19 protein-coding genes are annotated in these 20,401 nt (G+C 51.6%); 12 read left to right on the top strand and 7 right to left on the bottom strand.

Translation table 11 applies throughout. From position 1 onward, the window contains the following. Window positions 1–76: 76 nt before the first annotated feature. Entirely contained in the window at window positions 77–316 is a 240-nt protein-coding gene (locus CEK71_RS15665; protein ID WP_088620256.1) for a helix-turn-helix transcriptional regulator, read from the bottom strand. A 292-nt stretch (window positions 317–608) separates the two neighbouring features. Between CEK71_RS15665 and CEK71_RS15660 the strand changes: the two genes are divergently transcribed. Both CEK71_RS15660 and CEK71_RS15655 read left to right on the top strand, forming a co-directional pair. After that, on the top strand, window positions 609–983 hold the full coding sequence (locus CEK71_RS15660) for a VOC family protein (RefSeq protein ID WP_088620255.1): 375 nt from the start codon (window positions 609–611) through the stop codon (window positions 981–983). A 53-nt stretch (window positions 984–1,036) separates the two neighbouring features. Then, window positions 1,037–1,717: a helix-turn-helix transcriptional regulator gene (locus CEK71_RS15655; protein ID WP_088620254.1), complete on the top strand. Its 681-nt coding sequence runs from the start codon at window positions 1,037–1,039 to the stop codon at window positions 1,715–1,717. 567 nt (window positions 1,718–2,284) lie between these two features. Here CEK71_RS15655 and CEK71_RS15645 read toward each other — a convergent pair. The 6 genes from CEK71_RS15645 to CEK71_RS15620 all read right to left on the bottom strand — a co-directional run bounded on the left by CEK71_RS15645 (window position 2,285) and on the right by CEK71_RS15620 (window position 7,721). Further along, window positions 2,285–2,782: a pentapeptide repeat-containing protein gene (locus CEK71_RS15645; protein WP_157679304.1), complete on the bottom strand. Its 498-nt coding sequence runs from the start codon at window positions 2,780–2,782 to the stop codon at window positions 2,285–2,287. Between the two features lie 26 nt (window positions 2,783–2,808). Further along, window positions 2,809–3,423 (bottom strand): hypothetical protein, encoded by a 615-nt coding sequence (locus CEK71_RS15640; RefSeq protein ID WP_157679302.1) that lies wholly within the window; start codon window positions 3,421–3,423, stop codon window positions 2,809–2,811. 149 nt (window positions 3,424–3,572) lie between these two features. Then, window positions 3,573–5,717 (bottom strand): Hsp70 family protein, encoded by a 2,145-nt coding sequence (locus CEK71_RS15635; RefSeq protein WP_232463672.1) that lies wholly within the window; start codon window positions 5,715–5,717, stop codon window positions 3,573–3,575. Further along, a complete protein-coding gene (locus CEK71_RS15630) occupies window positions 5,714–6,394 on the bottom strand; it encodes a DUF2760 domain-containing protein (RefSeq protein WP_088620250.1) in 681 nt (226 codons plus the stop codon). Before CEK71_RS15630 ends, CEK71_RS15635 begins: the two co-directional genes overlap by 4 nt. A gap of 17 nt (window positions 6,395–6,411) precedes the next feature. Next, window positions 6,412–6,801 (bottom strand): hypothetical protein, encoded by a 390-nt coding sequence (locus tag CEK71_RS15625; RefSeq protein ID WP_088620249.1) that lies wholly within the window; start codon window positions 6,799–6,801, stop codon window positions 6,412–6,414. Window positions 6,802–7,235: 434 nt separating this feature from the next. Beyond that, the gene (locus CEK71_RS15620) at window positions 7,236–7,721 is read right to left on the bottom strand and encodes a flavin reductase family protein (protein WP_088620248.1); all 486 of its coding nucleotides are present in this window, start codon (window positions 7,719–7,721) and stop codon (window positions 7,236–7,238) included. 412 nt (window positions 7,722–8,133) lie between these two features. Here CEK71_RS15620 and CEK71_RS15615 point away from each other — a divergent pair, with 412 nt between their 5' ends. From CEK71_RS15615 to CEK71_RS15570, 10 genes are all read left to right on the top strand, one after another. After that, a complete protein-coding gene (locus CEK71_RS15615) occupies window positions 8,134–9,225 on the top strand; it encodes an ATP-grasp domain-containing protein (RefSeq protein ID WP_088620247.1) in 1,092 nt (363 codons plus the stop codon). Between the two features lie 38 nt (window positions 9,226–9,263). Continuing rightward, window positions 9,264–10,247, top strand: a complete 984-nt coding sequence (gene mch, locus CEK71_RS15610) for a methenyltetrahydromethanopterin cyclohydrolase (RefSeq protein WP_088620246.1) — start codon at window positions 9,264–9,266, stop codon at window positions 10,245–10,247. 9 nt (window positions 10,248–10,256) lie between these two features. Then, the gene (locus CEK71_RS15605; RefSeq protein ID WP_088620245.1) at window positions 10,257–10,814 is read left to right on the top strand and encodes a thioredoxin family protein; all 558 of its coding nucleotides are present in this window, start codon (window positions 10,257–10,259) and stop codon (window positions 10,812–10,814) included. A gap of 30 nt (window positions 10,815–10,844) precedes the next feature. Then, window positions 10,845–12,017: a phosphoglycerate kinase gene (locus tag CEK71_RS15600; protein ID WP_088620244.1), complete on the top strand. Its 1,173-nt coding sequence runs from the start codon at window positions 10,845–10,847 to the stop codon at window positions 12,015–12,017. Window positions 12,018–12,172: 155 nt separating this feature from the next. After that, window positions 12,173–12,412, top strand: a complete 240-nt coding sequence (gene rpoZ / locus CEK71_RS15595) for a DNA-directed RNA polymerase subunit omega (RefSeq protein WP_088621654.1) — start codon at window positions 12,173–12,175, stop codon at window positions 12,410–12,412. A gap of 13 nt (window positions 12,413–12,425) precedes the next feature. Further along, entirely contained in the window at window positions 12,426–14,576 is a 2,151-nt protein-coding gene (locus CEK71_RS15590; RefSeq protein WP_088620243.1) for a RelA/SpoT family protein, read from the top strand. Window positions 14,577–15,280: 704 nt separating this feature from the next. Then, window positions 15,281–16,210: a response regulator gene (locus tag CEK71_RS15585; protein ID WP_088620242.1), complete on the top strand. Its 930-nt coding sequence runs from the start codon at window positions 15,281–15,283 to the stop codon at window positions 16,208–16,210. 70 nt (window positions 16,211–16,280) lie between these two features. Next, the gene (locus CEK71_RS15580) at window positions 16,281–16,643 is read left to right on the top strand and encodes a response regulator (RefSeq protein WP_088620241.1); all 363 of its coding nucleotides are present in this window, start codon (window positions 16,281–16,283) and stop codon (window positions 16,641–16,643) included. A gap of 16 nt (window positions 16,644–16,659) precedes the next feature. Continuing rightward, complete coding sequence (locus CEK71_RS15575) at window positions 16,660–17,157, top strand: chemotaxis protein CheW (RefSeq protein WP_088620240.1); 498 nt, start codon at window positions 16,660–16,662, stop codon at window positions 17,155–17,157. Between the two features lie 20 nt (window positions 17,158–17,177). After that, complete coding sequence (locus CEK71_RS15570) at window positions 17,178–20,390, top strand: hybrid sensor histidine kinase/response regulator (RefSeq protein WP_088620239.1); 3,213 nt, start codon at window positions 17,178–17,180, stop codon at window positions 20,388–20,390. Window positions 20,391–20,401 lie beyond the last annotated feature (11 nt).

Here is a 20,401-nt window from a genome sequence, read left to right as displayed (position 1 = left end):
AGATGCCCGCGCTCCAAGCCCTTTAGCGTTTGCCTGAATTTATTCCTAAGCTCCCCGTTAGCCCGCACCTCAAGCCTCATAACAGCGGCTTAGTCAGCCCAGCCAAACGCCGCTGGGCATTATCACGTTGCGACTGGGGCAACACAAATAACGTCACCCCCAAACCCCGCGCAACTTGCAGAATTTTGCCGATGCTAACCCCGGCCTGTCCGGCTTCAATATCAACCAACGTCTGTAAAGCCACGCCAATACTTAAGGCGGCATCAATTTGCCGCAACCCCGCTTGGGTACGCGCGGCACGGATCGCCGCCCCCAAAACAGCAGGGTCATCAAGGCAAGGATTAGACGGAAATTCCGTAGCGACAACACGTTTCCTATAATTCTCCTATAGCAGATTTATAGGAAATTTAGCCGGATTTGTCAATAAAAATCGATAATAATAGATTTTATGATAACTTCCCCTTGTAGTCGCCCTGTCAAATCAATTTGAACAATCTGTTAAACACCTGTCAACTATTGCGCCCCACTAAAACACTACTGACACCACGCTGTCAGTAGGCCTGTCATACCATAGCCGCTCATTAACACTTAACCCCCGGAGACAACAGATGAACACTCATGTAGCAAGCTGGTTTGATATTCCCGTAACCGATATGCAACGCGCGAAAAACTTTTACCAAACCCTATTGGCAACCACCTTCAAAGACGATGAAATGAATGGCCTGCAAATGGCGATTTTCGCCAGCGAAGAAGGGGCAGTCAGCGGGATGCTGGCACAGGGCGAGTGCTACCAACCCAGCTCAACCGGCACCGTAGTCTACTTCAACGGCGGCGAAGACTTAAATCTGCCGCTGAACAGAGGCCTGCAAAACGGCGGTAGCCCCATCCTCCCCAAAACGCCGATTCATGACGGCGAATGCGGCTACTTCGCACTGCTGTCAGATAGCGAAGGCAACCGTATTGGCTTATACTCCCCATCCTAACCACTCTTAAGCTACGGGTGGCCGACGCGTCGGCCACCTAGGCAAACCACACCATGCGCCGCGCCGACCGCCTCTTTCAAATAGTCCAACTCTTGCGCAACAAGCGCTTAGTCACCGCCAAACAGCTCGCCGAGCGTCTGGAAGTGTCCGAGCGCACCATTTACCGCGACATTCAGGATCTGAGCCTATCCGGCGTACCCGTTGAAGGAGAAGCCGGAGTCGGTTACCGCTTGCTGCATACTATCGACATCCCGCCGATCATGTTCACCTCCGACGAAATCGAGGCCTTGGTCATCGGAGCGCGGATGAGCAAAACCTGGACAGGCAACGAACTGGGCCACTCCGCCCAAACCGCCCTGGACAAAATCACCGCCGTGATGCCCGCCGGATTACGCCATAAAATCGAAGACAGCAAACTGTTTGCGCTACGCTTCAGCCACCGCCAAGACATAGATAGTCATCTGGATATTTGCCGCAAAGCCATCGACCACAAACGCGTGTTACAACTGGCCTATTGCCGTGCAGACGGCGAACACAGCCTGCGCCGTATCCGTCCATTGGGATTGTATTTTTGGGGCAGCACCTGGACTTTAGTCGGTTGGTGCGAACTGCGCGACGATTTCCGCAACTTCCGCCTCGACCGGATTCAAAGCCTCCAAGCGGAAAACGAGACTTTTGCGGATAGTGAAGGCCAAAGTTTGCAGGATTTTATCAAACGCATGACTTGCCAGTGAGGTAACCTACAAGGCTGACTGTGCGGATTTACCTTACCGTATTATTCAGGCCAAACGACAGGCTTATTACACGCATTGCGTATAACCTTACGATCATAAGCAAAGGTTGAAAATACATTACGCTTATTATTTACTTTTCTCTTTAATTTTAATACTTTATAGATTTCCGACTCATTTTCAGGGATTCCTCTAATGTATCGAATCATAGGCACTTGAACCAATGAACCCACTTGGATACCATAAATTAACAATTCCCGACCCAAAGGCGGATCAAAAGCGAATTCACCGCTACCAATCCAAGTACAAATTAATTGTTTTTTGTCATTAGGCTTTTTCCCCTATACGTTTTTAAAACCTCAACCTCCACAATTTCTAAGGGAATGCTATTGCCGTTGGCATAAACCAATCCTTGATTAACCACCATTTTTCTTAATACCCGTCCGTATCGTATCGACTTGTATTGCCATTCTATTGAGTGCATCTTGTTGAGGTTCATAACTTGGTTTGGCTATAGGGCTACCAAACCAAAAGAACATCAACACGCAACATATTATTTTTACCATAAAATCATTCTGCCCCATCGCCCACTAAAACCGCACCTACCTCCCTAGGGTCAAACCCCATCGGCCATTGCGTTTTTGAGGAATATTTGGCATTTTTAAATGAGGCCGATCCGATTCTTGCGCATTCCATATTCGCATTAGATAAGTCTGCGTTTTCAAAATCAGCGTGGCATACATCAGCATCCAAAAAATTTGCATTTGTCAAAATGGCTCTTTTAAAGACAGTACTCATTAGCTTTGCTTTATAAAAATTGGCATTGTCAATAATCGCATCGTCCATAAAGGCTGTCATCAACAAGGCTTCCTCAAAGTTGCAACCGGACATAACAGCAGAAGTAAGAAACGCCCCCCTTAAGTCGGCCCCCTTAAAACTGGCTCCAGACAAATTCTGATTTTCCAATAAGGCCCTATGCAATGAGAAATCATCAAGGTTTACACCGGCTAATGTTGGAGCATCTATCTCAACAACTTGATGCCCATCTACAAAGGCAATTTTAATCAACACATCCCCCCAGCCGCTCAGTTTGCCTACCCGCCAGAATCACAGCCCCGCATCCTTTCAACATGAATATTATGTAACTCAATTTCCTGTTCGGAAGGATTATTAAAAAACGTGAATATCCGATTTTTCAGGGTAAGCTCTTCCAAATTCCAAATATCTATAGGATTCTTATAGACTTCATCATCAGCGATTAACAAGGACTGCCTTTCTTTTGGCTCAAGAGCTTCAATGCCAATGACTAACTGCCTAGTTTCATCCGTAACATGCTGTAAAAAGGCCGCATAGTTTTTTTCTATATAGTCTTCAAACCGCCCTTCTTCAACGCTTTCTCTTAACCCGATAAGAAAGCCGATTTTATGATTTTGTAGGGCATTCAAACGCGCCAGCAACTTTTTAGTCGCAGAATCCCAATCATGAGGCTTTGCCATAAAAATATCATGGTGCTGTAAAAGGGCTATGTAAATTTCATTTTCGATGTCCTCACTATTGTTACCGCACCTAATACAGCTATACCGGGTTTCTTCACCGGTATCCTTACGGATAACTAGAGCATTAGCCTCATAATAGTTTATCCCTATATGATTAATAACGTACCGTACATCGTAATAATCTGTGCCGAGGCTTTCTATCGTCTTTTTCATAGCCATTCGTTACCACAATCTTTACAAAAAATTAACAGCCCAGCTCCGCCTCCAATTTTCTAAGCCGACACAAAAACGCTGACACAAGAGCCATCCCACCCTATCGGCAACCAACGATTACCGATAGGATGTAGATAGTCCCAATAAGCCTAGTTCTCCCCCGCCCTCACATCAAACTCAATCTTCCAGCGGCTATCATCTTTCTGCGAGACCGCGTGCAGCTCTAAGGTGCCGACTTCGGTAACCGCCGCGCACAAATGCACGGGGATAACTTCGCCCGGCCTACGTCCCGCATCCGACAAGGTAATCTCAATTTCCGCCAGTTCCGACAATTCGTCGTCGCTCCAGAAATCCAGGCGGGTGCCGACGCGATCGTCGCGGCGGCTGTTGGAGGCGAAGAAGCGGAAGCGGACGGGTTCACCGATCACCAAGCCGAATTCATCATCAGGCAACTCTTCTTGGGTACCTTCTTCCATACCGAACGGGGCGATACACAAGGCTTCCAATTCCGGCGGCAAACCGGGTACGGCGGGCATGGAGCTTTCCACGCCGACGTAATAGGACGCAGCAGTACCGCCTTTGATACGGACACCCCGGCCTTTGCGGACGAAACCGTAGTAAGCCGCGCCCCGCGCCACCGCCAAATCCAAATCCGCACCCGCCAATAAACGGGCTTCGGGGGCTTGTTCGGCGATCAGCCAAGAGTTAAGGACTTGCATCAATCGTTCGGCCAACGCCCCCGCTTTTAACACCCCGCCGTTAAACAGCACAGCGGAAGGATGCAGGAAGGTGGCGTGGGCGGGCAAGTTAATGTCCGCCAAATCGTTGGTGGCATCTTGTTGTTTTGCCAAAAACGCCGCCAAATGGCGGGTAATGCCCGCATCTTGCGCGTACGGCAACCCGGCGGTGCGCAAACCGGAACGGGTGCGGCTGACCGGACGGTCGGTGATGGCGACTTTCGGCAAGAAGCCTTCCACCAACACGCGGTTGACTTCGTCGCGGGTCAGTTCGGTGCGCAAAGAGCCGCCGACTAACGACGAACTGCGGTTGGCAATGACCAGCGGGATGGTGTCTAGGCTGTAGTCGGTGAAGAGCTTTTCTTTGGCATCGCGGCAACTGTGGGTCAGGGCTTGGATTTGCCAAGGCTGCAAACGTTGGCCACCGTCTTTTTCCAGTTTGGCTTTGACAGTGTAGGCCAAGGCCAAGTCCATATTGTCGCCGCCCAGCAAGATATGGTCGCCGACCGCCACCCGCGTCAGTTCCAGATTACCGTGTTGTTGGGTCACGGCAATCAACGACAAGTCGGTGGTGCCGCCGCCAATATCGACGATCAGGATAATGTCGCCGCAGTTGACTTGCTTACGCCAGTCGCCATGGCTTTTTTCAATCCAGCTATACACGGCGGCTTGCGGTTCTTCTAACAGAATGGCTTGGCCTAAGCCGACCGAACGCGCCGCTTCCACGGTCAATTCCCGCGCCGCCGGATCAAACGAGGCGGGTACGGTAATCACCACATCCTGTTCGGATAAAGGCGCGTGTGGATGCTGATATTCCCACGCATCGCGCAAATGCTGCAAATACGCGACACTGGCTTGGAACGGCGACACGCGGGTAACTTCGTCCGGTGCGTCGGCGGGTAAGATAGCCGCCTTACAATCGACCCCGGCATGGCATAACCAGCTTTTCGCGCTGGAGACCAGACGGATGGGGGTTTTGCTGCCCAAGTTGCGGGCGATTTCCCCGACCAGATAATCCGGTTTGGCTGTCCATGGCAACGACGTGGAACCTTGCGCCAATTCGGATTCATGAGCTTGATAGAGAAAAGACGGCAATTGATAGCTGTCTTCGACCATGCCGGGTGAAGTCAGTTGCGGAACCGCCATCACCTGTTGGACAAATTCCTCATCTTCATCACCCGTTTTTGAATACGACAACACGCAATGGGTCGTGCCTAAGTCGATACCGACCGTAAAACGTTGACCTGGGCTATCCTCGGTACTCGGTGTGGGCGCGGCGGCAGGTGCTGGTGCTGTGTCGCTAACAGCCTCAGTAACAGCAGGTGCAGTGTCGCTAGCCGCCTCAGTCTCAGTAACGGCAGCAGGCTCGGCCACCGTTTCAACGGCTGTTTCGGGCCCTTCTGCCGCCATTTGTGGGGCTTCTTGTACAGGCGTTTCGGCAACCAAGGGTTCTAACGCTAACGGCTCAGGAACGGCCACAGGTGCAACGGGCTGCTCTGGTTTTTGGGGTTCTTGGGACTTGCCCGGAATTTTTTTAAATTGATCAAACAAACTCATAATTCAACCTCAGCGGCGGCGACGATAGCGGCGTTATAGCCTTGTGTTAATTTGGGCAAACGGATCTGGGTCACTTGCCAGCCTTTATGGATCAGCGTACCCGTAAACGGGGCATTGCCGACAATATTGCCAGTCAAACGCACCGCCCCGGCATCAAAGCCCGCAGGCAAAGTCAGGCGGCTACCTTCGGCTTCGTTACGCACAGGGGCTAAGGTAAAGTGTTCGTTCAGTGCCTTATTGCAGCCTTCATGGACGACCCGTGCGGCAATGCCGATGTCGGCATCGCTGTACACGGTGATGTCTTCTTTAACAAAATCCAAGAAACGCGCTTCTTTTTGCAACAGGCCGAGCAATTGCAGGGCGGCATCGGGTGTGGCTTCTTTTAAGACCACGGGCTCTGGAGCCGGGGCTTGGACGATTTTTTCCACTTCAACGATTTTCTCGACTTCGACAAGCTTTTCCACTTCGACGATTTTCTCGACCTCCACGACTTTAACAATCGGCTCGGCGATGGTTAGCGGGGCTTCGGGGCGGCGGCGTGACAAGCGGATGACCATCGCCAACAGCACAGTGACTAAAATGAGCGCTAACGCGACCACGGCAGCAGCCAAGCTGACATGCCATAAGTCTAAGGTGGTCGGTTGCAGGGTTAAATCTACGGTATATTGACTATTCATAACTGGAATGGGTTTTATTATTTTGATTGTTGACCCGATTTACGCGCCGCTTCGGCAAACATCATCGTTTGCAATACGCTGCGGGTGACATTAAGGCGCAGTTGCTTTAAATGGCGGTCGGCGACAATGCCAGGGATTTTTTGTGCCAGATAAATATCGCGCATTTTGCCTAACACCGGCTCACACATCCGCGTGATGGTGTCAGTCGCCAAGCGCGTGTCCATCAGCGCGTAGGCAGGTTTTTGCATTTCGTCAGAAACGCATTTTTTATATTTGTAGGTGGCTTGGTTAATTTCACCAATCGTCGCATCCGACAACACAGTGTTATGCCACTCGTTTTTGGCATCATCCGCCCCTGCACCGAAACTGGCCAGCATCAGCACCAACAAGAAAAGTATTTTTTTCATGGTCTTCCTTAAAAGATAGATTAATCGAATCTAAGAAATGTGGATTTTACGCTATCGGCCTGAAAATGAATAACCGATTTGGCAAGCTATGCACTGCCTTAAACAACAACCGCCCATTTAGGGCGGTTGCTGGGTAGCTTATTCTCACACTGATCAAGTTTTTCATAAACGCCCTAAATAGTGTGGGGAATTGATCAAAAACCCAAGCCAGTATGGTGAAACGGCTCCCTCCCCTGATGGGGAGGGCTGGGGAAGCTGTCCGCATCGATCAGATCCCGGCTCCGCTCAACTGCCCGCTTTTTTTAACCATGTTAATAATCTAAAAAATTCGTTTATTATCGTCCATATAGCCACAAAAACCCTTAACTTAATGGCAGTGCGGCAACATCCGCCCAATTGTGCACGCCTTAGACAATCGGCCTAAGGCGGAACACCTAACTGTCCGCCAACTGCCGATAAGCGCCACAGTAATACAGCAAAGGCGCACCTTCGCGGCAATGGCTGTATTGCACCTCACCGACCACAATCCAATGCGTACCCGCACGGACTTTCTCAACCACCGTGCATTCCAACGACATCAAGCTTTCAGTCAGCACCGGCACACCGCTCCCGCCCAATTGCCAAGGCGTGTTGGCAAACCGTTGCGCTTGGCTACTGCCGCCTGCGAACTGATTGGACATCTCCTGTTGCGCGTCAGTCAAAACATTAACGGCAAACCGCCCACTTTCGCCAATGCCTTCGCCCGTATCTGCCAAGGCGTTCAAACACACCAAAATTTGCGGCGGACTGACCGACACGCTGGTAAAGGCCGTGACCGTCATGCCTTGATTACCGAACTTTTCCGAGCAGGTCGTCACTACCGAAACACCGCTGCCCCACAGTTGCAACGCTTTTTTGAAATCATCAACGCTAACAGTCATTTATCTTTTCCAGTTATTAATTTTAGAAGCTTCTGCCGAGTATTGCAGAGGGTGTCAGTATAGCATGGGCGGATTCTTGACAAACGCCGTAGTCAGGTATTTTCTCCGAACCGGACACCACCGCCATTGCGGCAAATTGCCGCAAGCCAAATTAATATCACTATTTAAAGATGTTTTCGTGGACAATACTTAGCCACAACGCCCTATTTGCCGCCTTAGCCGCCCAAGTGCCTTAAGAAATAGATAGGCAATAACCCAGGCAACGCTAAAGCGTAGGGATCTTGGAGCGCGGGCATCTTGCCCGCCCTTGCGGGCAAGATGCCCGCGCTCCAAATAACAAACCACCTTACGATAAGATTTGCCGACGTTATTTTATGCACGTTCCTAATTGACACCTCAGATTCCCTAGCACATGCCCTCCCCTTACCTGCTCATTATTGCCACATCCGCACGGATGCTGGCACAAATCGCCTACCAAGCAGGTATTAAGGCGGTCGTCATCGATCTGTTTGCCGACACCGACACCCGCCGCTATGCCACCGCGTGGCGGCAAGTCGCCTCCCTAAGCCTAAACGACCTGCTCCCTGCCCTAGAGCCTTTACTCGCCGAGTATCCGCTCCACGACCTGATTTATGGCAGCGGCTTTGAATCTTTTCCAGAAAGTTTGTCTTATCTAAACCAACGGCTACACTTAATAGGCAATACCCCGGCTGTTTTCGTTAATACCGTTAACAAACAAGCCTTTTTTGCGGTACTGGACAGCTTACAAATCCCTTACCCGGACAGCGTATTTACCCCGCCCGCCCCTGATGGCGGCTGGTTAAGCAAACCTCTATGCGGCCAAGGCGGGCTAGGCATACGGCATTGGCAAGCGGAACCCTTAGCAGAGAACTATTGGCAAAAATACCAAACCGGACTACCCCACTCGGTATTATTTCTCGCCGACGGGCAGCACCTGCAAGTGCTGGGCTTTCATCGGCAATGGACAACGGCGGCCGGCTCGGACGGTTTTTTGTTTGCCGGACTCATTAACTGCACAGCATTAAGCGCACGGCATAAAGCCTTAATAACGGCGTGGTTAAGCCAATTGGTGCCGATACTCGGCCTCAAAGGCCTCAATTCGCTGGACTTTATCCAAGACAGCACGGCATTATGGCTACTGGAAATCAACCCGCGCCCCTCGGCCAGTATGCAGCTTTATGGCGGCGACTTGCTCAGCCTGCACCGCCACGCTTGTGCAGGCCACCTGCCGACAATTTATCATCAAGACAAGGCCGGAACTGAAGCGTGTGCCTACCAGATTATTTACGCAAAAGAAACAGTTTATATCCCAGACACGCTAGCTTGGCCACAAAACTGCGCGGATTTACCGCCTGCGGGGACTATCTGCCATACCGGACAGCCCATTTGCAGCCTACTTGTGCGCCAGAAAACCGCACAAATGGTGTACGAACAGTTACAATATCAACAACGCGCCCTTTTGCGCCAATTGCCTTGCCTATAACCCCTCTTTATTAACAGAACAAACAGGTTTTCAGCCCCATGGAATTTACCGCTAGCGTCAATAAACTTGCCCAGCCTTTAGTACAAGAACTGCTTAATAATGCCGACAAATTAAGATTGCACCTGCATACCCTAGACAATGGCTGCACCTTAATTGATGCCGGCATCAATGCGCCGGGCGGCTTGGAAGCAGGCCGCATCATCACCGAAATCTGCCTGGGCGGCATGGGCACCGTCAGCTTGTCGCACAGCAACTATACCGATAACTGGCCGTTGACCGTCAACGTCTATAGCACCAATCCCGTGCTGGCCTGCTTGGGCAGCCAATATGCTGGCTGGAGCCTGTCGCATGAAAAATACTACGCCCTAGGCTCAGGCCCCGCCCGTGCTATGGCCACCAAAACCAAAGACGGCGTTAGCCAACCTGTCGAAGAACTGTACAAAGAATTGGCCTATCAGGACAGCCACGAGCAAACCGTACTGGTCATTGAAAACGACAAACTGCCGCCGGTGGAAATCGTCGAAAAAATCGCCGCCGCCTGTGGCCTAGCCCCTGCGCAACTGACCATTATCGTCACCCCCACCAGCAGCTTGGCTGGGTGCGTACAAGTGGTAGGACGGGTCTTGGAAGTGGCCATGCACAAAGCCCATGCCCTGCACTTTCCGCTGGAAAATATTATTGACGGCAGCGGCAGTGCCCCCGTCTGTCCGCCGCACCCTAACTTTGTTGGCGCTATGGGACGCACCAACGACGCGATTTTGTTTGCGGGCTTAGTCCACCTGTTTGTCAAAGGCGGCGACGACGCGGCGGAACAACTGGCTAACCAACTGCCCAGTTCCACCTCCAAAGACTATGGCAAACCGTTCGCCAAAATCTTTAAAGAATACCAATACGACTTCTTTAAGATTGATGCCATGCTGTTCAGCCCCGCCAGCGTCATTGTCACCGCCGTCGACTCCGGCAAAAGCTTCCGCGCCGGACGCTTGGACAACGAACTGCTCAACCTGTCATTCGGCGCGTAGGGTCTGGTTATGGCGGCTTTAGAACCTCCCGTCTGCGAATTTGGCAAACCCGCTCCCGACTTCGCCCTGTTGGGCGTGGACGGATGTACCTGGTCGCTGGCCGACTGCCGTGGCCCTAAAGGCCTGTTGGTCATGTTCATTTGCCAGCACTGCCCTTATGTCCAAGCCATCCACGACCGGATAGTGCGCGATGCCCTTGCCCTACAAAGCATCGGCATCGGCTCGGTCGCCATTATGTCGAACGACACCGCCGCCTATCCCGACGACTCATTCGTGAATATGCGGTTAGCGGCGGCGCAACACCAGTACCCGTTTCCCTACCTGTTGGATGAAAGCCAAAACGTCGCCCGCCGCTACGGGGCGGTTTGCACACCGGATTTTTTCGGCTATAACGCTAACCTGCAATTGCAATACCGTGGCCGCTTAGATGCCAGTCGCAAACAAGCCGCCGCGCCTGATACAATACGCGAACTATTTATAGCCATGCAAACCATTGCCGCTACCGGACAGGGGCCAGCGCAGCAAATACCCAGTATTGGCTGCTCCATCAAATGGAAAACCCATTAATTAATTTAACAGCACAAGCGAGAGTAAAATATGTCAATTCAAAGAATGGTTGATCTGGAATTATCGGGCAAACGGGTGTTAATCCGCCAAGACCTGAACGTACCCGTAAAAAATGGCCAAGTGACCAGCGATATCCGTATCCAAGCCAGTGTGCCCACGATTGAAAAAGCTTTGGAAGCCGGAGCCGCCGTGATTGTCATGTCCCATCTGGGCCGCCCTACCGAAGGCATTTATGATGAAGAATCCTCATTAAAACCGGTCGCCGAACGTCTGGCCAGCTTGCTGGGCAAACCGGTCAGACTGGAAAAAGACTGGCTGGAAGGCTTAGCGATAGTGCCGGGCGAAGTTGTCCTGTGCGAAAACGTACGCTTTAATGTTGGCGAAGAAAAAAACAGCGACGAGTTGGGACAAAAAATGGCGAAATTGTGTGATATCTTCGTCATGGATGCCTTTGGTACTGCCCACCGTGCGCAAGCCTCCACCCATAGCGTCGCCAAATTTGCCCCCATCGTTTGCGCAGGTCCCTTGCTGGCCAGCGAATTGGACGCGCTCGGTAAGGCCTTGGAAACCCCTACCAAACCGTTAGTGGCGATTGTCGGCGGCTCGAAAGTCTCCACCAAACTGACTGTATTAAAATCCTTGTCAGAAAAAGTCGACCAACTGATTGTCGGCGGCGGCATTGCCAATACCTTTATCGCAGCGGCCGGCTTTCCGGTCGGCAAATCCCTGTATGAACCGGATTTGATCGCCGAAGCCCAAAGCCTGATTGCAGCGGCAAAAAAAGCCGGTTCAGATATTCCTATCCCCGTTGACGTGGTCTGCGCCAAAGAATTTTCCGACACCGCTGTCGCCACCGTGAAAAAAGTCGCCGATATTGAAATTGATGATATGGTCTTGGACATCGGGCCAGAAACCGCCGCCCAGTACGCCGAGCTGTTAAAATCAGCCGGCACTATCGTCTGGAACGGCCCGGTCGGCGTGTTTGAAATCGAACAATTCAGCCACGGCACCCAAACCTTAGCAAAAGCCATTGCCGAAAGCCCTGCATTCTCCATTGCCGGCGGCGGCGACACCCTGGCAGCGATTGACCAGTTTGGCATCGAAAATGACGTGTCCTACACCTCGACAGGCGGCGGCGCATTTTTGGAATTTTTGGAAGGCAAAGAATTGCCGGCCGTCGCCATCTTAAAATCCAGACAATAAGCCTCCGCCATTATTTATAATGGCACACTGACAAATTAATATAAGTTCACTGCACTTTTCCAGTTCTGTTATAGTCATAGCAGGTGTAAGGTGTGGTGGACTTTTATTTTTTACGGCGCACCGCCGCCGATTTTCATTTAATTACAGGATTAAAAATGGCTAGAATTACTATCGAAGATTGTTTAGAACATGTGGAAAACCGCTTCAAGCTGGTGCTGCTCGCCAGTACGAGGGCACGCCAGCTCAGCCAAGGTGCGACCGAGTTTCTGCCCCGCGCCAAAGATAAAGACACCGTACTGGCCTTGCGTGAGATCGCCGCCGGGCATGTCACTAACGAAAACATCAAGCGATTGCACCGCACCACCGAAATCCAGGATTATCCACCCTCATTCTGATTGCCCCTTGCCTATGACCGTGCTTGAACGTCCCCAAGATGTCCTAATCTGCCGCTTATGCGACACCTTGTCGCTCTATCTTGACCAAAGCCAGATCGATGACTGCGTCCGCGCTTACCAATTTGGCGCCAATGTCCATCAGGGGCAAGTGCGCAAAAGCGGCGAGGATTATATTTGCCACCCGATTTCGGTGGCGATTAGCCTCGCCGAAATGCACATGGATGCCAACGGCATTATGGCGGCCATTCTGCACGATGTCATAGAAGACTGTAACATCAGCAAACAACAGCTTGCCAATGAGTTCGGCGTAGAAGTCGCCGAACTGGTTGACGGCGTGACCAAACTCGGCAAAATCGACAATAAGTCACGCGCCGAAGCCCAGGCCGAAAACGTCCGCAAAATGTTTTTGGCGATGGCCAAAGATCTGCGGGTCATTATCGTCAAACTCGCCGACCGTCTGCATAATATGCAGACCATCGGCGCAATGCCCGCCGAAAAACGCGAACGCATTGCCCACGAAACACTAGAAATTTATGCCCCGCTCGCTAACCGCCTAGGCATGAACGACATCCGGCACAAACTGGAATCGCTCAGCTTTGCCGCCATGTACCCGGACCGCTACCAAGAACTGGACAAAGCCGTCAAAAAAGAACGCGGCAACCGCCGCAAAGTTGTGGAAACCATCGAAAGCTCGATAAAAAACCGCTTATCCGAAGCCCACTTAAATTGCGAAGTCGCGGGGCGGGAAAAAAACCTCTACAGCATTTTCAAAAAAATGACCGATAAGAAAATTCTCTTATCGGATATTTTTGACATTTATGCGTTCAGAATTTATTGCGACTCGGTCGACACCTGCTACCGGGTGCTGGGAGTCATCCATAACCTCTATAAACCTATCCCAGGGCGTTTTAAGGATTATATCGCCCTACCCAAAGAAAACGGCTACCAATCGTTGCATTCGGTATTGATGGGCCCCTTTGGCACTCCCATAGAAATACAAATCCGTACCCATGACATGCACCGCATGGCCGAATCCGGTATCGCCGCCCACTGGCTGTACAAATCCGACGACGACAAAACCGAAAAAGCCCAAGCCTTGGCTAACGAATGGCTGCGTGATTTATTGGAAATCCAAAAATCAGCAGGCGATTCGCTGGAGTTTATCGACAACTTAAAAATCGACCTGTTCCCGCAGGAAGTGTTTGTCTTCACCCCTAAGGGTGCGATCATCAAACTGCCGCGCGGGGCGACCACCGTCGATTTTGCCTACGCCGTCCATACCGACATCGGCAACGCCTGCGTGTCCGCACGGGTCGACCGGCAACTGGTGCCCTTACAGACCAAACTGGAAAACGGCATGACCGTAGAAGTCATTACCGCCGCTTGGGCCAGACCTAACCCCCTATGGCTAAACTATGCCACCACCGTTAAGGCCCGCTCCAGCATCCGTAACTACCTAAAAAACTTTAAGCAACAAGAAGCCATCAACTTGGGTCGCCGTTTGCTGGAACAAGAACTGCAAAGCATGAACCTGCATCTTGACGACATCGACAAATTACGCATTAAAGCCTTGCTGAAAATTATCGACCTACCGTCACTAGATGAACTGCTGGAAGATATTGGCCTAGGCAACAAAATGCCGTTTTTAGTCGCCAAACAACTGACCCAAGACGACATCAACGCCAATATAAAGCTTGACAATAACGAACAAATCCCCAAAACGCCGCTGATTATCAAAGGCACCGAGGGCATGGTCATCACCTTGGCCAAGTGTTGCCGCCCCATTCCCGGCGACTCCATCATCGGCTTTTTCAACCCCGGCACCGGCATTGTCGTGCATCACCATGAATGCCGCAACCGCGTAGTCTTGCGCAAAAAAGACACCAGTTGGCTGGATGTCGAGTGGAGCCAAGACATCATCGGCGACTTCCCTGCCGAATTGCGTTTGGACATCATGAACCAGCGCGGCGCGTTAGCCACTATCGCCTCGACCATTTCCGACATGGACTCCAATATCGAAAATGTCAACGTCGTCGACCAAGACGACCGCGTCTGTATCGATCTGATTACCCTGACCGCACGGGACCGTGTGCATTTGGCAAAAATCATGCGCCGCTTAAAAGAATTGCCTATTGTCTTAAAAATCACCCGGGTCAAAGCCTAAGCGCACCGATACTGAGACCCATTCTTTCAAACGCATTGGCCACGAGAATGCAGAGCCTTACCGATCAGGCTTTTCGTGGGCTTTGTGGCAAATACTTTTTAAACAGCTACTCCTGCTTTCAGCTTGGGTTTATCAACGCCTCTTACCAATAGTCCACTCAACTGAAAAGCTTGACGGGACGCGGCGGCTATGGTTTAAAAGCCTTTGCACCACTACAGAACAGCCGTTTCCTACTCGCCCCACCGTATGTAGGATAACCGACAAAGTGTCCGCCAGCAGCCTACCTACACCTTAAATTTGCCTGTTTGCCCGCACACTTTACCATCACAGCACTATTGCAACCAAAGTTGCACCAAAATAAAGCAAAAATGGGTGATATTACCAATCATTATGGTGCATAAATCACAAACCTAACACCTATACTATTCTTCAAAACGACAACCTTTTGATATATATTAAATAAAAATACGGGCATCATTATTGCATGATGATAGGCAAACCCAACTTTAAAAAACCCATACTGCTGTATCCAGGCCATAAAGCCCTAAGTGCCGCCGATTTAAAAATCGGTGGACAGTGTTTGCAACGGCACTATAGATTAACGCCTTTTCCACGCGCTTTATAGGCCTCGAATACTGATATAAATGACAGATAGCTATCCAACATAAGCTATTTAGCCGGATTTAAAAAATAGGAGCTTTCTTATGCAAGCGAACAGTCTGCGCCAAGAACATCAACACCTTTCTGATATGCGCCCTAACACCCCTTTATCGGTCTCTGCCTTAGGCTTCGGAGCAGCTCTAGAAAGCAAACTTAAGCAATTGTTTCAACAGCAAAAAACTGACAAGCAAACTTACCGCTTAGTTGCCGCCACCGAAACCAACATCCATATTTTATTGGTCAATTATGACAACCCCTTAGCATTAATAAAAAAAGACATACTTATTAATAACGCAGGCGGCAGCATCGCGGTTATTGCTCTCAGCCAAGGGCCTCTCGATAACCCACCACCGCACCATATCCGGGGCATGTTGACCGCCGCCAGGCTTATGGCGGTACTGGACAGGATACCGCCACCGATTGCCAAAGCCCCGCAGGGCCCTGAGCCAGTCTCATCGCCCAGGCTAGAGCTGGTACAAGCCGTTCCCGTTCCCAGCATACCAACGCCAACCATGCAAGCGGCTTTGAGTGATCCCCATCAATACCGCGCCCTAGTGGTGGATGACAGCTTGTCTATCCAAAAAGCATTGGAGCTAAAGCTGTCCGGCCTGCCCCAAATCGGCGGCATCGATTTTGCCACTGACGGCATCACCGCCTTGGCAATGGCGCAAGCCCAACACTATGACCTTATTTTCTTGGATGTCATGATGCCGGGTATGGACGGTTACGAAGCTTGTACCCAATTGCGTAACAATCCGCGCTATAAAAAAACCCCCATTATTATGATTTCGGGAAAAACCTCTCCCTTAGATGAAGTTAAAGGCGTTATGGCAGGTTGCACCACCTACCTGACCAAACCCGTCCAAGACGACGCTTTCCAAAAACTCAGTATTCGGGTCTTAGCTTGGTTAACCGCACGCAAACAAGAAGAGCAAACAACGCTTGCCAGCGAAGCCAGTCTTGTGCGACATTAAACAGGCTCGTGCCGTATCCGCTGGCACAGGCGGAACGGCACACCCTTATCTTAGAAAAGGAACCGACGTTATGGCCATTCAAAAAATCTTGATTTGCGACGATTCGCAAACCGACCTTACTAACCTAAAAAACGCCTTAAAAAATACCGACTGCGTCGTAGTGACCGCCAATAACGGCGACGAGGCCGTCGCTAAAGCCAAAACAGAAAAACCGGACATTATTTTTATGGACATCATCATGCCGGGCATGGACGGGTTTGCGGCTTGCCGTGCTTTACGCGACCATCCCGACACTAAAAACATTCCGGTTATTTTCGTCACCTCACGGAACCAAAAAGCCGATAAGGTGTGGGCCATGATGCAAGGGGCGAAAAACCTGATCAGTAAACCCTTTGAAGCGGCTGAAATAACCGACGTACTGGCGGCATTTTAGTTGGGGATAATGACAGATGGCGGTTGAACATCCGAACACAGCCGAAAAATATTCGGCATTAAGCAGCTCTTTTGCCGATGCCCCAGAAATCGCCGCCACCGTTTTAGGTTTCCGTATCGGCGATTTGGGGTTTTTATTGCCCATTAGCTTACATTGCGAAGTCATTGGCCACCTGCCCGTCAATCCCATACCCAGAGTTAAGCCTTGGTTTAGCGGCTTATTGAATATGCGCGGCACGATTGTCCCTGTTGTTGACCTGTATTTACTGCCCAATACGGTTGGCAGCCCCCCTAAAAAACGTTATTTGTTGACCATAGGGCGCGGTGAAAAAACCGTCGCCCTATGGATAGACGGTTATCCGCTCTTGTTACCCGATATGGCTACGCCATTGCCCTCATTACCGCCTTTGCCTGAGCTATTACAACCTTGCGTCAGCCACGCTTATTCGCATGATGGCCAAATTTGGCTGCAAGCCGAATTTGGGGCATTGTTTGCAACGTTAGGCAACTCATAAGCTAACCCAAAAACCAACGCATGATGGAAACCGCCGAACCCAGCGACATTAGCAATACCCTAGAAAGCATCGGAGAGCTTGCCGAACAGGCCGCCGCCGAAGGCTTTTATAGCTTACAGGATGTCGGCTTGCTGATTGTCGAAGCCTTAAGTGCCCTACCAACCGCTAGCGTCACCACCGGGCTATTAACCGCTTTGGCACGCCTGTCGGAATGTTTTAGCGAATACAGCTTCGGGGCCGAATCGGCCATTCCCGACATCATCGGCATCATCAGCTACCCCAACCTACAGATCGCCCTGACCGAGGACGAACTGACCGCCTTAGCGGAGCAATTGACCACCGACCTGACTGCCGGCGCATGGCCTATAGATGAAGAAGAAGCAACGCCGGAAGCGGCTGAGGACGGTGCTACCTCTAGCTCTTTATCAAAAGAAACGATGGAGTTGGTCGAGTTACTGGAAATGGAAGCGGCACTGATCCAACGCCTGCTTTGCGCCATTGATCTGGATACCGCTGGCGCAACTGATCCGCTAGCCAGCCTTGCCGATAATTTGGAACGCTATGTGAACGCGTCGAAAATGGCCGGATTTGAAGGCTTGGCCTTAATTTGCGAACATATCGGCCGCAATGTCCAGCTTTGCCGTGACCAGCCCGAACGCTTTGCCGCCCCGCAATTACAAGCCTTACAAGACTGGATAGCCAATGTCGCCCGCTATTTGTCCGGTTTTAACGAAACCGGGGCGGGTATGCCCATGCTCGCGCAACTGGGCCATACCGATTGGCCGCAACCGATCACGATGGAAGCCGCCGCCATCCTGATGACCCTGCTCCAAACCACTGGTAGCGATGCCGACAACAGCGCACCGGCCATCGGCCGCATCGAACTCGCCACGCCGGAAGATGTCACCCTCGCCTTACCTGATGATGTCAACCACGAATTGCTCGCCATCTTATTGCAGGAACTGCCCGTCCAAACCCAAGCCTTTTCCACCGCCCTGCAAGCCTTAAAAACGGGCGGCAGCTTGGCGGACTTAGACACCGCCCAACGCATAGCCCATAACGTCAAAGGTGCGGCCAACACCGTCGGCATCAAAGGCGTCGCCCAACTCACCCATTACCTCGAAGACGTGCTGGTCGCCTGCGCCGAACAACACACCTTACCCGGAGCTGGCTTGCTCTACACCTTAATCGAAGCGGCCGATTGTCTTGAAGCAATGAGCGAATCCCTGCTTGGGCAAAGTCCGCCGCCCGATAATGCCACTGCCGTCTTGCAGGCTATTTTAGATTGGGCAAAGCGCATCGAGCTGAATGGCTTAGATGAAATCGCCGCCTCCGCCCCGCCACCCCAACCTTTGGCAACGCCCGCCGAAGCCGCCGCCACCGAAGTTGTCCCCACAGATGCGGCAGACAAACAACAGGCGCCGATGGTCAGAATCGAGGCCGAGCAACTCGAACAGCTGTTCCGCCAAGCAGGCGAAAATATCATTATCAATAGTCAGGCCAACGAACGCCTGCGCCGTATGAAAAACCAATTGCAAGCGATGCAAGAGCAATTTGAGCTGTTGCGCCGTTTAGGCGACGAATTGGAACAGCTGACCGACTTAAAAGACTTGTCCGGGCGGTCATTAAGCCCCGACAAACCGCTGCACGATGCGTTAGAAATGGACCAATACAACGAGCTCCATACTGCCAGCCGCCGGATGGTAGAAGCGGCGTTCGATGCCCGCGAAATGAACTTGGATGCCAGCAAAGACTTGGCGGAAATGTACCGCTTACTGGAAGACCAGCAACGGTTGGTCACGGAAACCCAAGAAACCATTATGGCGGCACGGTTAGTGCCCATTTCGTCGATTTTCCACCGCCTACAAAGAAGCTTACGGCAAACTTGCCGCCTGACCGGCAAAGACTGCGAATTGGAGCTGACTGGCGAACAGATGATGGTGGACGGCAACACCCCTAACGCCATGATCGACCCTATCATGCACTTGTTACGCAACGCCGTCGACCACGGCATTGAAGATCCGCAGGAACGCCTAAGCCTTGGCAAATCCGCACAAGGTAACATCACCATAGACTTCGCCCGCGACGGCAACTATATCGTGGTGCGCGTCCGGGATGACGGGCGGGGCTTGGATTATGCCGCCATCCGCCAAGTCGCCGAACAGCGCGGGGTACTTAGCCCCGGCCAAACAGCCAGCGAAGCGGAGTTGCAACAAGTTATCCTGCGGCCTAATTTTTCGACCCGCACCGAAGCCACCCAAACCTCAGGCCGGGGCGTGGGCATGGATGTGGTGAACTATCAAATACAGGCACAAGGCGGCAGCTTGGCGCTACACTCGGTAGCGGGTGTGGGTTTGACCGTAGAAATGAAAATCCCGCTCCCGTTAAGCCGCTCCCATGCCTTACTGACCCACATTGGCCCTTACCGTATCGCCCTCGCCAACAAAGGTATCCGGCAAATCCTGTTTGCGGCCCCTGATGATTTCAGTGACAGCCCCGACGGCAAACAACTGCTGATAGAGGATAGCCTTTATTCGGTCATCACCCTCAATAAACTGTTACACTTGCCCGACCAGCGTCCGGTCGGACAATTTCACCAAACCGCCCTCTTAGTGCAGGGCCTCCAGCAAAGCTGGGCGGTTATGGTCGACAGCATTGCCGATGGCTTGGACATTGTTATCAAAAACTTTGGCTTTTATATTAAGAAAATTCCTGGCTTTATCGGCGCGACCATTCTCGGCGACGGGGCGGTCGCACCCGTGGTGGATTTGCCCGAATTGCTGTTAATGGCAGACAGCAACGCTGACTATGCCGCCTTCCTGAATTTTGCCGATCCGCTGCCACTCACCGCCAACCTGCCTAAAGTCCTAGTCGTTGACGACTCGCTTAGCCAACGCCGCGCCTTGGAACAACTGCTGCAAGATGCCGGCTACCACGTCCAAACTGCGCGGGACGGCATTGAAGCCGCCGAACAATTGGATACCTTCACGCCCGATATTGTCTTGACCGACTTGGAAATGCCGCGCATGAATGGTATAGAGTTTGCGTCACATATCCGTATCCGAGACAAATTCAGCCGCTTGCCCGTGATTATGATCACCTCCAGAACCACACAGATGCACCGAAAAATGGCGGAAGCCGCAGGAATATCCCTGTATTTGGTCAAACCCGTCCGCGAAGACGATTTATTAGCCCAAATGCAGCACCTGATCGACAGCCACGCAACGGCCTAAAACCGCCACCG

The organism is Methylovulum psychrotolerans, from assembly GCF_002209385.1.
In the GTDB taxonomy this organism is placed as follows: domain Bacteria; phylum Pseudomonadota; class Gammaproteobacteria; order Methylococcales; family Methylomonadaceae; genus Methylovulum; species Methylovulum psychrotolerans.
Note: the sequence above shows the minus strand (reverse complement) of the source record. Positions and strands in the feature narration are given on the sequence as shown.